The sequence below is a fragment of the Microbacterium meiriae genome (genome assembly GCF_040685015.1).
Lineage (GTDB): Bacteria > Actinomycetota > Actinomycetes > Actinomycetales > Microbacteriaceae > Microbacterium > Microbacterium meiriae.
This window is the reverse complement of sequence record NZ_JBFBHD010000001.1, coordinates 645,666-659,425: the sequence shown is the minus strand read 5'-3', so window position 1 is coordinate 659,425 and position 13,760 is coordinate 645,666. Positions and strand designations below refer to the sequence as shown.

The window sequence follows — 13,760 nt, the reverse complement described above, 5'->3', positions numbered from 1 at the left end:
GGTCCATAGTGGGCCTCGTGGGATCCGAGGACAGCCCGGCGCTGTCCGTCACCTGGGCGCACCGTGCCGAGCAGTCGGCATCCGCCTGGGCGCGCGCACACGCCAGGGGAGAGGTTCCGAGCGTCTGGCCCTACGGGCTGGACGCTCTTCGCGACCACGCCGTCGTGGAGGTCGATGAGCTCCCCGACCCCGGCCGGATCGCACGGCTCCGCGCACGCGCCGGCGTCGGCCCGCGGCCCCGTGCCGGGTTCGCCATCGCGTGGGACGAGAACACCGCCTATCGTCTGCAGATCCTGCGGCCGCGGACGCGGTACGCCGCCGGCGTCATCTGGCTCACCGACATGGCGGCGGCCGGCGCTGCACCCGGTCGACTGGTGGCGATGCTGCGGGCGGCCACGGCGCTCTGGGTGCTGAGCGAGGCACAGGTCGTGCCCCTGCAACGGCTCCTCGGGGCCGACGCGCCCCGCATCTTCGTCGTGCCGTTCGGGATCGACCACGAGTTCTTCGGCGCGCGGCCACCCGCCGCCCGACCCCGGATCGTCAGCGCCGGCAACGATCGCGACCGGGATCCCGCGACGCTGTACGCCGCGCTCGCCCTGGTCCTCGCTGCGCGCCCGGGAGTCGACGTCGTCGTGCAGTCGCCCTCCGCGCTGCCGCCTCCGGAGGGCGTCCGGCTCGTGCGTCGGCTGCCGCACACGGAGCTCCGCGATCTGTACGCGACCGCGAGCGTCGTGGTGACCGCGACCCGCCCCAACCTCCACGCGTCAGGGATGACCGTGGCGCTGGAGGCTCTGGCCACGGCCCGCCCCGTGGTGGTCTCGGACACCCCTGGCATGCGCGATTACGTCAGCGCCCGCACCGGTGTCCTCGTCCCGCCGGAGGAGCCGGAGGTGCTGGCGGAAGCATTGCTCGGAATGCTGGACGATCCCGACCGCGCCGCCGAGCTGGGTCGGCAGGGCCGGATCGAGGTCGAGCGCCGCTTCACGACCGCGACGATGGTCGACGCCCTCGTCCGCGGTCTCCGAGCGGACGGCTGACGTCGACGCTCAGACCGAAGGGGGCACGTCGCTGATGATGTACTTCGTCTTGCCGCCCGTGTAGGGCAGGGAGTCGACGAAGTCGGTGCGCACCGGCACCTCGTTCGCGATCCGCTCCTGCAGTGCGGCGACCGCGCTCTCGATCTGACTCCGCGCCTCCGCGCCGTCACCCTCCACGACGCGGATGGTGATCGAGTGATCGGCGAGCTGGTGGATCTGGAAGAGACGCACGGCTTCCGGGTGTGCGGCGAACATCCCCATGAGGCGGTGCGCGAGCACGGTACCGCTGGGGAGACGGATCATGTCCGTCGTCCGCCCCTGAGGCTGCTCCATGAGCGGGAGGGCACTGCCGCAGCGGCAGGGTTCCGATCGCAGGATGCCCTTGTCGCCGGTGCGATACCGGATCAGCGGGAAGACCCTGTTGCGCAGATCCGTGATGACGAGGTCACCCAGCTGGCCGGGGGCTGCGGGGGCCCCGTCCTCGTCCACCACCTCCACCCGGCGGACGTCGGCGAAGACGTGGAGACCGTCGCGATGAGCGCATTCCCCGGCGATCCATCCGAATTCGGAACCGCGATACTCGTCGTGGACGGGAGCGCCGAAGACCGACTCGAGCCGTGCGCGGGCGGAGGCCGTGAGCGGCGCCGCCGTCGTCGCGATCGCCTTCGGGATGGGGACGCTCAGCTTCCGGCGCTCCAGGAAATCGGCGAACTCCAGCATCGCTCCGACGTACCCCTCGATCAGGCGCGGTCGCGTCGCGGTGAGTCGTCGATGGAACGCTTCCATCGTCTGCTCCGAGATCAGACCGGCGTCGAGGTAAACCTGAGTGGTGGGCCACCAGGCGAGGTCGTTCTTGATGGTCGCCAGCCGCCCGAAGTTCCAGCGACCGACCCGGGCGAGGTCGTCGTACGGCTCGATCCCCCACCAGGAGTACATCCTCCAGCTCAGGGCCAGAGCCGGCACCCTGGCGTCGTGGAGGGTGGCGAGGGGCTCTCCCGTGCTGCCGCCCGTCAGAGCAGGTCGCGCACTGGCTTCCGTCGCCTCGGGCGTGCGCATCTCCGCCGCGTGCTGCTTGACGGTCGCCCGGTCGAGGATCGGCAACGACGCCCAGGCTTCCGGATCGGTCAGGGAATCCGGGCGGACGCCGAGCTCCCGGTAGCGGGCGCCGTAGAACGCGGAGGAGTCCATGGCGAACGCCGCGATGTCCCGAGCGAGCCTGTTCTGCATACCGGCGAACTCGGCCGGGGCCAAGCGCTCGTTCGAGAGGAGTTCACGGTGGAAGGCTCCCGCTCTCGCCCGTACGGTCGCGGCCTTGGCGCGGAAGAACGCGCCCTTCAGTGATGCGGACATGGATGGAGCCTCTCGTCATTGAGCGGGCGGGTGGGAGGGTGGGTCAGACGCGGTGGCGGCGCCGACGCTTGTGTGCGACGCCCTCGCGGAAGGCGTCCCGGTGGGCACGGCCGGCGTCCGCCCATTCGCGGCGGGAGAGGTCGGGTGCCCCGGTCAGCGTCGATGCCGCCCGCCAGGCCTCGACCACCGCTGCGGCGTCGAGGTCGCCGTCGTACAGGAGCACCCACTCGGCGCCCACTTCGCGCGCCAGCGCCTCATTCGCCTCGTTCCGCGGCACCAGTACGGGCCGTGCCATGGACAGGGCGGCGAGGACGCTGCCCGAGTTGTGCATGAAGCGGTAGGCCAGAACGATCAGCTCGGAGGAGGTGGCGAGCTGGACGAGCTCGGCATCGCTCAGGAAGTCGAGGTGCAGTTCGACGGCGGGGAGACCGGACGTCCGTTCACGGAGGTCGTCGCCGAGCTCGGGGGTGGAGGGGCGACCGCCGATCTTCAGGCTCAACGTCGGCTCGATCGTCACCGCCTCCGCATAGGCGTCGATGAACCCTTCGAGCCCTTTGTAACGACGCACCCCGCCGAACGATCCCAGCCGACCGGGCACACGCTCGGCGGAGGGGAACGCGGCGTACCAGTCGCGGTAGTGACCGTGCAGGATGAGGCTGTGCGGCGTGCCCGGAGGGAGCGGCGTCGTCTCGTTGATGACGATCCGATAGTCGGTGTGCCGATCGATGGACCGCAGCAGCCACAAGCGTGGCGCGTTGTCATCGGGAAGCTCGATGTTGTGGACCGTCCGCACCACGGCGATACGTCGAGACAGGCGGTGCCTGGCGACGAGGGCCGCCGTGAGGAGGAACTTGCCGGTGGACTTCCACCAGGTCGATCCGTGGAGCTTGGCCTCGGGCCAGTGCCAGTGGAAGGCGTCGTAGCGGCCGAAGAGGGCGGTCTTCCACGAGAACCGGAGATGCTCCAGGCCCTCCGTCGTCCCCAGGGCCTCGTCGAGCATCTTGTTGTACGGATTCGTCGTGGGGCGCGGGGCGCCGAGGGACTGCATCACGCGGATGCTCGACGCGGATTCGGTCATCGTGTTGTCCTCCGAGGGGCGACGGTATTCGTCGTAGCGGCGGCCGAGAGCGGCGGCGATGGTGCCGCGGCCGCGGTGGATCAGGCGGGTGCCGCGGGCGTGATGGGCGATGTTCGAGGTCGCGGCGCCGAAGGCTCGACGTGCTGCACCGACGACGATCCGGGCGATCCCACCGATCAGGGAGCGCACCCGGAGCAGACCGCGGCGCAGCCTCCCGCGGGTGAGCTGCAGGTCGATGCGGGTACCGGCATTGGCCGAGCTGAACGCCCGCTGCGCCGCCCACGCGCGGCTGAGGCGCGCGGCGACGACGAGGTCCTCGGTCTCGGACTCGTTGCACCAGACGATGCGGCCGCCTCGGCCGACGAGTTCGCGGGTGAAGAGCGTGTCCTCGCCGCCGCCGAGCCCGAGGGACGGGTCGAAGCGCACGCCGAAGCGGCGCACCGCTCGGAGGTCGAGCAGCAGGTTCCCCGCCGCGGCGACCGAGAGTACGGTCCCGGTCGGGCGGGGCGGACGACGGAACGTGCCGGAGGCGAGCAGCCAGGGATCGACGTCGTCATCGAACACGGAGATGACGCGGCCCATGACGGCATCCGCGTCGAACGCGCGCCAGGTGGTGATCAGCGCCGAGAGCCAGCCGGCACGGGGGACCTCGTCGTCGTCGATGAAGGCGAGCAGGTCGCGGTCGGCGCACTCGTCCAGCAGCCGGTTCCGCGCGGCCACGATGCCCGGCGTCGGCTCGACGACGTACCGGACGGGCAGGGCGGCGTTCGCGGCCACCTCGCGCGCGGAGCCCGCGGCGTCGTTGTCGACGACCAGCACCTCCACGTCCACGCCGAGGTCTGCACACTCCGCGATCCGGTCAGGGAGTGCGCGCAGCAGCGCCGCCAGCAGCTCCGGCCGTCGGTAGGTGGGTACGCCGATCGTCACGGCGATCGCGTCGCCCGTCCCCGGTCCCCTCGTCATCCGCCTCATCCCCATGGCAGTCGTGCGCCTGTCTCCCCGCGCCGGCTCATCGTACCGTGAACGACGGGTGCGCCGAGCCGCCTCTGGCGTATAGTCGGTGTCCTGGGAGTCGACGCCGGTCGCGACTCTGGGGAATTCGACCGGCGACCCGAGCGGACCGTGTGGGCGGATCCGGGGGGAGGATCGCGTGTCAATCGTGCACGGACGGCTGGCCGTCGTCGTCGTGAACTACGCCTCGGCGCGGCTGCTCGAGCGCAACCTGGTGCTCGTGGAGCGCGAGGCTCGTGCCGTCGATGAGGAGGCCCTGGTGGTCGTCGTCGACAACTGGGCCGGTGCCGCGGAGCGCGAGGCCGCCGTCGCGGTCGCGGAGGCGCACGGATGGACCCTCATCACCCCCGAGACGAACAGCGGATTCGGCGGCGGCGTCAACATCGGGGTCACGCGGGCGCTCGCCGACGGCGCGACCGACGTCCTCGTGATCAACCCGGACGCGCACATCGACCGTGCGTCTCTGGCGCGCCTGGCCGCGGTCACCGCGGCCTCGCGCACGACCCTCGCCTCGCCGGTGATCACCGACTCCGAGGGACGCACCTGGTTCGCCGGCATCGACCTCCTGCTCGACGACGGCACGATGCGCGCGCGTCGCAAACGCCGGGCGGACGACGCGCGCCCCTACGAGCCGTGGCTGAGCGGTGCCTGCCTGTGGATCACCCGCGAGGTGTGGGCGCTCTCGGGCGGCTTCGACGACGAATACTTCCTCTACTGGGAGGACGTCGACTTCTCGCGCCGGGTGGTCTCGGCCGGCGGGACGCTCGTGCTCGTCGAGGAGGCGACGGCCGTGCACGACGAGGGCGGCACGCAGCGCGCCGAACCCCAGCTCGCGAGGGCGAAGTCGGAGGGCTACTACTTCTACAACATCCGCAACCGGATGCTGTACGCGGTCCGGCACCTCGACGACGAGGCCGTGCACCGCTGGCGCCGGTCGATACCCCGTACCGCCCGCGAGGTGATCCTCCGCGGCGGCCGCCGACAGCTGCTGCATTCCGCTGCTCCGCTGCGCGCCTACGTCCGCGGGGTGCGCGAGGCCAGACGGATCGCGCGCCTGTCCGGCACGGAATCGAAGGGAACGTCATGGTCGTAGACGCCTACCGTCAGCTCGCCAGGGCGCAGAAGGGCCATGCCCGCGGCGCCCCCGCCTACTCGGTCTACGTGAACCGCAGGCTCGGACGCGTGCTCGCCGCGCTGGCGTTCCGGCTCGGCCTCACGCCGAACCAGGTGTCGATCATCAGCGCCGTCCATTCGTTCGCCGCCATCGGCCTCATCGCCTTCGCCCCGGTCACGGTGCCGTTCGGGCTGCTCATCGCGCTCTTCCTCGTCCTCGGCTACGCGTGGGACTCCGCGGACGGTCAGGTCGCGCGGCTCCGCGGCGGCGGGAGCCCGCAGGGCGAGTGGCTGGACCACTTCATCGACACGCTCAAGATCGCGTCGCTGCACCTCGCGGTGCTGATCGGCCTGTACCGGGTCCTTCCGGAGTCGCCGGCGCTGCTGCTGATCCCGATCGTGTTCAGCATCGTCGCCTCGACCACGTTCTCGGGCATGCTCCTGAACGACCTCCTCAAGGGCAAGCACGCCGTCGCGTCCACCCATGAACGCGGCGGAGGCACCCTGCGACGCTCGCTCATGCTGCTGCCGACCGACTTCGGGCTGGTCTGCCTCGTCTTCGTCCTCTGGGGCTGGACGCCGGGATTCCTCGTCGCGTACAGCGCGCTCTGCGCCGCCGCGGTCCTGTTCCTCGCGCTCGCCGCGGTGAAGTGGTTCCGCGAGATCGGAAGGCTCGGTGACCCGGCATGACCGGCGGCTCGATCCTCATCGTGTGCGCGGCCAACGTCTGCCGGTCGCCGCTGGCCGAGCTGGAGCTGCGGCGCCGGCTCGGGGAGGGCTCCTCGCTCTCGGTGCGCAGCGCCGGCGTGCGCGCCAACGACGGAGACCCGATCTGCGCCGACGTCGCGTCGCGGCATGCCGACGAGGACTGGCGGGCACGGGCGCAGGCGCATCGAGCCCGCGAGGTCACCCCGGAGATGCTGGCCGCAGCCGACCTCGTGCTGACCGCCTCGCGCGATCTCCGGGGGGAGCTGGTGCGGGCGGCGCCGGAGCACCGCGAGCGGATGTTCACGCTGCGTGAGGCCGCGCACCTCGGCGTCGGGTTCGCGCCCGGCGGCTCCGATGTCATCGCCGACTACGTCGCTCACCTCGACCGGGCACGGACGCGTGCGGTGCCCCTCAGCGGCTCGCCGGGTCGCGGCGGCGGGCTCCGGCGTCTCCTCGGTCGTCCCTCCGTCGAGGACCCTGCCTCCATCGCGGATCGGCACGGGAGTCGGGGTCATGCCGGCACCCTCTCCGAGGTCGAGCAGGCCGTCGACGCGATCGGCGGGCAGCTCGGGAGACAGCGCCGACACTCCTCCTGACCGGAGGGTTGTGGTTTTCCACGGTCCGCACTACCATTAGCCGACGCCGTGTTCTGCATGGCTGGGGGGAAACCGGAGCCGAGGGGGCTCCGGCTGGGGATCTGGGTTCTGGGGAGCTGCAGTGTTCACTGTTTCAGCATGCCGTTGTGGGGACGGCTCATCACGCGCACGCCGTGCGCTTTTCATCGCGCCCGTCGTGGCGCTCGCGCTCGTGTTCGCCGGATGCACGGCGGCACCGGACACCGCGGCGTCGCCGGAGCCCGAGGGCACCAGCACGACCGACTGGACGCCGCCGGCCGATCCCGACGCCCAGGGGCCCACCGAGGCCCCCGCGCTGACCGAGGAGAGCGGTGCGCTGGACGCGGAGATCGCGCTGTCCACCGACATGGTCGTGACCGTCGACGACATCTCGACCACCGAGGTCACCCCCGAGACGCCGGGCGAGTATGCCGGCTCCGCCGTCGTGGTGACCGTGAAGGTCGCCAACGACTCGAAGCGGGCGCAGAGCATCGACTCCGCCGTCGTCAGCCTCGTCACGGACGACGGCGACGTCGGGGTGGCCACCACCGCGGGTCCGAACGAACCTCTCCATGGAGAGCTGGCCGCCGGCGACGAGGCCACGGGAACCTACGTCTTCATGCTCGACCCCACGAAGGGTCGCGCCGTGAAGATCAGCGTGAACTACGCCGCCGGCGAGCCGGTGGCGACCTTCGCGGGCGAGCTCTCCTGAGCCGTGGGCGCGACGACTTTCACCGCGTCTCGTACGTGACATTTTCGAAGAAGAAATCTGGGGCTGGGGAGCAACATGGGTAAGACATCCACTTCGAGGCGGGCGCTGAGCGCACTCGCGTCGGTCGTGACGGCGGCGCTGCTGATCACGGGCATGACCACGCTGGGGGCGACCGGGGCCGCGGCGGCGGATTCGCCGTCGACGCCGCCGCCGCTGCTGCAGCGGAACGACGACGTCGTGACGTCGGACCCGATTCCGACCGTGCAGATCGACAACGGCTACGTGTGGTCGCAGACCACGATCGGGTCGACCGTCTACGCGGTGGGCAAGTTCGACAACGCCAGGGCGCCGCTCGCCGTACCGGGGACCAGCCTCACCGCCCGGTCCAACGTCCTCGCATACGACATCAACACCGGTCAGCTGCTCTCGTTCGCACCGCAGGTGAACGGCGTGATCAAGGCCGTCGCCGCCTCGCCGGACGGCAGCCGCATCTACATCGGCGGCTCCTTCAACTCGGTCAACGGCCAGACGCGCTGGAACTTCGCCGCGCTGGACGCCGTGACCGGGCAGCTGGTGCCCGGGTTCTCGCCCTCGATCGGCGGCAGCGGCGTGTACGCCCTCGCCACCTCGGGCTCGAGCGTCTACGTCGGCGGTCTCTTCACGCAGGGCAACGCGACCCCGCGGAAGAACCTCGCGGCCTTCTCGGCGACGAACGGCGCGCTGCTCAGCTGGGCGCCGCAGACCGACCTCCAGGTCGACGCCATGGTGATGGACCCGGCGGGTCAGAACGTCATCGCGGCCGGCCGCTTCTCCCAGGTCAACGGCGACCTGACGATGCGCGGCACCGTCGCGCTCGACAAGACGACCGGCGCGGTGGACAGCGGATGGGCGCTGCCGCAGACGGTGAAGAACGGCTCGAACACGGGCGCGAACTCGGGCAAGGCGGGGATCTTCGGCCTCGCGGCCGACGCCAACGCCGTGTACGGCACCGGCTGGGTCTACGCGGATGCGGCCACCGGCAACCTCGAGGGCACCTTCGCGGCCGAGGCCGGAAGCGGTCAGGTCCGCTGGATCGCGGACTGCCTGGGCGACCACTACGGCGTCTACTCGACCGGCAAGACGGTCTACACCACCAGCCACACCCATGCCTGCAGCACCATGGGCATGCACCCCGAGCAGAATCCGCGCACGCACCGTTACTCGGAGGCGTACACCGCCGACGCCCGCGGTCTGCTGGGCAACCAGCCCGCCGCCGGAGGCACGTACAAGAACTGGGCCGGGACACCGGCGCCCTCGGCCTACGCCTGGACGCCGGACTGGGCCGTGGGCGTGACCACGGGCATGGGTCAGGCCGGACTCTCGATCACCGGTGCGGGGAACATGATCTCGATCGGCGGCGAGTTCCGCTCCGTGAACAACGGCCGCTTCGAGGGACTCGTGCGGTTCTCCACCAACCCGCCAGGCGGCGCGAAGGACGGCCCTCGGCTGTCGGGGGCGAACTGGACCGGCACGGCGCAGTCGTTCATCCCTGGACGCGCGCGGATCTCGATCCCCGCGAACTGGGACCGTGACGACCTCACGCTGACCTACGAACTGCGTCGGACCGGCACCACCGCCCCGGTGGCCACCGCCACCGCCCGCGGCACCTGGTGGGACCGCCCCTCGGTGAACCTCGAGGACAAGACCGCAGCTCCCGGATCGACGCAGGAGTACACCGTCGTCGCGAAGGACAGCGCGGGCAACTCCGTCTCCAGCCAGGCGATGAGCGTGACCATCGCGGCCGGTGCCGTGTCGAACTACGTCAACGCCGTCACGGCGGACGGCCCGCAGCTCTACTACCCGCTCGGCACCGCCGCGCAGGACTGGGCCGGGTCCAACACCCCCGTGTTCGGCACGGGCGTCACCGCCTCGACCTCCGGGGTGGAGAACACGGCGACGGGCGCCTCGACCTTCACCGGGACGAGCGCGGGACGCGTGGCCTCCGGGAGCAAGATCGCCGCGCCGTCCGAGTTCTCGACCGAGCTCTGGTTCAAGACCAACACCACCAGCGGCGGCAAGCTGATGGGCTACGGCGCCGCGGCGTCGGGTGAGTCGACCAGCTACGACCGTCATCTCTATATGACGAACAACGGGCGTCTCGTCTTCGGCACGTACAACGGCAGCACGCAGACCGTCCAGAACGACGCCGCGCTCAACGACAACGAGTGGCACCACGCCGTCGCGTCGCAGAGCGCGGAGGGGATGAAGCTCTACGTCGACGGCAAGCTCGTGTCGTCGCTCGCGGGGGCCACCACGGCGGAGAACTACACGGGATATTGGCGTATCGGCGGAGACAACCTCGCCGGATGGCCGTCCGAGCCGAGCTCCAAGTACTTCAAGGGGGCGCTGGATGAGGTCGCGGTCTACCCGTTCGCCCTCACGGCGACCCAGGTGAAGACGCACTACGGAATCGGCAAGGGCTTCCAGGCCCCGACCGCTGCCTTCACCGCCACGCCGACCGACCTCGCCGTCGCGTTCGACGCGGAGGCTTCGGCGTCCGCGGGCTCGGCGACGATCGCCGGCTATCGGTGGGACTTCGGCGATGACTCGGCGACGGCCACCGGCAAGACGACGAGCCACACGTACGAGGCGTCCGGCACCTACACGGTGGCGCTGACCGTCACGGACAGCAACGGACTCGCCACCACGGCGGAGAAGCAGGTCGTGGTGAAGGCACCGAACGTCCTGCCGACGGCGGCCTTCGAGACGACGGCGAACGGGCTGTCGGTCTCGGCCGATGCGTCCGCCTCGACGGACTCCGACGGCTCCCTCGCCTCCTACGCATGGAACTGGGGGGACGGCACCACTTCGACCGGTCAGGTCGCGACGCACGTCTACGCCACGCCGGGCACCCGCACGGTGACCCTGACGGTGACCGACGACCGCGGCGGGAGCGCGTCGACCACACGACAGGTCGAGGCGACGCATGCCGACCCGGTCGCCGCCTTCACCGCGACCGCGTCGGGGCTGAGCGTCAACGTCTCGGCAGCCGGATCGAGTGCGTCCGACGGCGCGACGCTGTCCTACTCGTGGAACTGGGGCGACGGGTCTCCCGCCGGTTCCGGGGCCACGGCAGGCCACACGTACGCCGCGGCCGGCGCGCATGACATCACCCTCACCGTGACCGACAGCCTCGGCGCGTCCAAGGCCGTCACGAAGACCGTGACCGTGACCGCGCAGGTCTTCGCCGCGTCCGACGCGTTCGGTCGTGTCGTGTCCAGCGGCTGGGGCGCCGCCGACAAGGGCGGCACCTGGGCGCCGATGAGCGGCTCCGCCGCGGCGCTCTCCGTCGGCGACGGCGTGGGCAAGGTCAACCTGGCACCCGGTGACACCAGGGAGATGCTGCTGCAGGGCACGTCCCTTCTCGACACGTCCGCGCGGATCACCTACACGCTCGCCTCCGGGCCCTCCTCCGGGGCGGCGTACGAAGGTCTGGGCGCACGGCGTTCCGGGTCCTCGGGCTACCGGGCTCTCGCCTGGCACCGTCCTGACGGCACCACCTGGCTCGTGATCCACCGCAACGGCACGGCGATCGCCAGCACCGCCGTCTCCGGTCTCTCCTGGAGCGCGGGCAGCTCGTTCTCGCTCCTGATGGAGACGACCGGGTCGTCCACCACGACCATCCGCGCCAAGCTGTGGGCGGCGGGGTCGGCGGAGCCCGCCAACTGGCAGCTCACCACGACGGACGCGACGCCGGCTCTGCAGGTCGCCGGTGCCCCGACGGTGTTCTCCTACCGGTCGGGCAGTGGCACCGGCACCAACCTCGCCAGCTTCGACGACTTCACGCTGAAGAACCTCGGCACGCCGGCGCCGGAGCCCGAGCCGCAGCCCGAACCGGAGCCCGCGAACGTCGCTCCCACCGCCGCGTTCACCGCGACCGCGACGAACCTCACGGTCGCCGTGGACGGCAGCGCCTCGACCGACTCCGACGGCACGATCGCCTCGTACGCGTGGGACTTCGGCGACGGGACGACCGGCACCGGTGCGACCACCAGCCGCACCTACACCGCGGCGGGGACCTACACCGTCACCCTCACGGTGAAGGACGACAAGGGCGCCACGCACACCACCAGCAAGCCGGTGACCGTGACGGCGCCTCCCGTCGACCCGCAGCCCGAACCCGAACCCGAACCCGAGCCGCAGCCGGCTCCGGTGGCGGACGACGGCTTCGACCGCACCGCGGGGCCCGGCTGGGGCACCGCCACGGTCGGCGGGGCGTGGACGATCGCCGGCGGCTCGCAGGCGGCGGCGACCGTCGCCGACGGCCAGGCGAAGCTGAACCTCATCGCCGGCGACACCCGGCATGCGACGCTCAACACCACGTCCGTCGCCGATGCGGTGCTCGAGACGCAGTTCCGGGTCGATCAGGCCCCGGCCGCGGGTGGCGCCTACGTCGGCGTGATCGCGCGGCAGTCGGCGGCCGGGAAGTACTTCGTCCGCGCCTGGCTGCGTCCTGACGGCACGGTCTGGCTCGTCGTGCACCGCGAAGGGACCGTCCTGCGCACGCAGGCCGTGCCCGGACTGGTGTGGGCCGCGAACACCTCGTACAACCTCGAGGTGTCCGTGACGGGGACGACGTCGGCGACCCTCTCCGCCAAGTTCTGGCCGACGGAGACGACGAAGCCGGCAGCCTGGCAGATCACCACGACCGACGCGGCACCCCTGGGTGCGGGTGCGGTGGGACTGAGCGGCAACCGCTCCGGCAGCGCGACCGCGCCGCTCGGCGTGTCGTTCGATTCGTTCCGCGTCACCGCACCGCAGTAAGATCCTGACGCATGGCCACTGCTGTCCCGATCGCGCTCCTCGCCTTCGGTGGAATCGCGGCAGTGGCCATCGTCGTGTTCGCACTCCGGCTGCTCCCGCGTACCGCCTTCGTCGTGTGGGCGGTCGTGCTGTTCTTCGTGCCTCTCTGGGTAGGGGTGAACATCAGCTTCTACTGGGCGGCGATCACCCTGCTCACCGTCCTGCTGATCATCGTGAACTGGTCGGTGGTGCCGTTGCGGGCGGCCGATGCCTGGGTCGCCGCGTTCGTCCTCGTCGTCGTCGGGTTGTACGGGTTCGGCGCGGTCGACCTGGCCTCCCTCGTGGCATCGCTTCTCGAGTGGGTGATCCCCTACATCTGGGGGCGCGTGGTGCTCGCTCGCGTGACGACCGAGTGGATCACCTCGACGATCGCGGTCGTGGCGATCGTGGCCGCCGCTCTCGCGGTCGTCGAGTTCCTCACCTCCTTCAACCCCTTCGTCCTCATTCCCGGGTCCGGCGTGGTGTACGACACATGGAGCCCGCTGCAGGAGCGCGGCGGGGTGCTGCGTGCGGAGGGGGCGTGGGGGCACTCGATCGCGCTCGGCGCCGCGCTGGCGATGTCCTCCGCGTTCGTCGTGGCGACACGATGGCGACTGTTCCCGAAGATCGCCGGCATCGTGCTCATCGCCACCGCCACGGTCTTCACATTCAGTCGGGCGGGCCTGCTCACACTGGTGTTGACACTCGTCCTGTCCACCTTCCTCATCGTCGGGGTCTCGACGCGATTCCGGGTGACGGTGGCCGTCGCCGGGGTGATCGGCACCGCGATCGTCATCCCCGTCATCGATTCCGTCTTCGGTGCCGCGGGGGACGAGGCCGGAGGCAGCGCCGACTACCGCACGGACCTGCTGGTCCTCCTGGAACAGGTGCAGCTGTTCGGGAACCCCGGCGACTGGCATTCCCTCGTCTCCGGCGACTACTACCTCGGATACTTCGCCCGGTCGGTGGACAACGCCCTCGTGCTCACGCTCCTCCGGTACGGGTACGTGCCGACCCTGCTCATCATGGCGGCCGTCGTCTGCGCGGCGCTGATGGCCGTGCGGCGCTCGACGCGGAGTCCCGCCGCCCTCGCCGTCGTCGGACAGCTCCCGAGTCTGGTCGTCGTCGCCCTCATCACGCAGTACAGCATGTTCCTGTGGTTCTGCGTCGGGCTCGCGGTGACCTGGGCGCGCGACGCCGGAACGCGATCCACCACCGCGGAAGAGGCCTTCCTGCGGGATCTCGGGACGGCGTCACCGCCGGCGACGACCGGACCCGCTCCACAGGTGCGGCAGACGTGAACGGGCCGTGCAGAT

At 70.9% G+C, this 13,760-nt stretch carries 9 protein-coding genes; 7 read left to right on the top strand and 2 right to left on the bottom strand.

Annotation, left to right across the window (positions count from 1 at the left end; all coding sequences use genetic code 11):
- Positions 1-17: 17 nt before the first annotated feature.
- On the top strand, positions 18-1,037 hold the full coding sequence (locus AB0N68_RS03375) for a glycosyltransferase family 4 protein (protein WP_187663187.1): 1,020 nt from the start codon (positions 18-20) through the stop codon (positions 1,035-1,037).
- Positions 1,038-1,046: 9 nt separating this feature from the next.
- Here AB0N68_RS03375 and AB0N68_RS03370 read toward each other — a convergent pair whose 3' ends face one another.
- A complete protein-coding gene (locus AB0N68_RS03370; RefSeq protein ID WP_187663188.1) occupies positions 1,047-2,387 on the bottom strand; it encodes a phenylacetate--CoA ligase family protein in 1,341 nt (446 codons plus the stop codon).
- 43 nt (positions 2,388-2,430) lie between these two features.
- On the bottom strand, positions 2,431-4,428 hold the full coding sequence (locus tag AB0N68_RS03365) for a glycosyltransferase (protein ID WP_232089169.1): 1,998 nt from the start codon (positions 4,426-4,428) through the stop codon (positions 2,431-2,433).
- Positions 4,429-4,615: 187 nt separating this feature from the next.
- On the opposite strand from AB0N68_RS03365, the gene AB0N68_RS03360 reads away from it, so the two are divergent.
- The 6 genes from AB0N68_RS03360 (at position 4,616) to AB0N68_RS03335 (ending at position 13,745) form a co-directional block, all read left to right on the top strand.
- Positions 4,616-5,569: a glycosyltransferase family 2 protein gene (locus AB0N68_RS03360; protein ID WP_280570061.1), complete on the top strand. Its 954-nt coding sequence runs from the start codon at positions 4,616-4,618 to the stop codon at positions 5,567-5,569.
- Positions 5,560-6,279, top strand: coding sequence for a CDP-alcohol phosphatidyltransferase family protein (locus AB0N68_RS03355; protein WP_280570063.1), 720 nt, complete (start codon positions 5,560-5,562; stop codon positions 6,277-6,279). Before AB0N68_RS03360 ends, AB0N68_RS03355 begins: the two co-directional genes overlap by 10 nt.
- Positions 6,276-6,893 (top strand): arsenate reductase/protein-tyrosine-phosphatase family protein, encoded by a 618-nt coding sequence (locus tag AB0N68_RS03350; RefSeq protein WP_280570066.1) that lies wholly within the window; start codon positions 6,276-6,278, stop codon positions 6,891-6,893. Before AB0N68_RS03355 ends, AB0N68_RS03350 begins: the two co-directional genes overlap by 4 nt.
- Before the next feature lie 196 nt (positions 6,894-7,089).
- A complete protein-coding gene (locus AB0N68_RS03345) occupies positions 7,090-7,623 on the top strand; it encodes a DUF4352 domain-containing protein (RefSeq protein ID WP_187663191.1) in 534 nt (177 codons plus the stop codon).
- 75 nt (positions 7,624-7,698) lie between these two features.
- On the top strand, positions 7,699-12,426 hold the full coding sequence (locus AB0N68_RS03340) for a PKD domain-containing protein (RefSeq protein WP_280571584.1): 4,728 nt from the start codon (positions 7,699-7,701) through the stop codon (positions 12,424-12,426).
- 11 nt (positions 12,427-12,437) lie between these two features.
- Positions 12,438-13,745 carry a hypothetical protein gene (locus AB0N68_RS03335; RefSeq protein ID WP_280564731.1) on the top strand — a complete coding sequence of 436 codons (1,308 nt, stop codon included), beginning with the start codon at positions 12,438-12,440 and terminating at the stop codon, positions 13,743-13,745.
- The last annotated feature ends 15 nt before the right edge of the window (positions 13,746-13,760 follow it).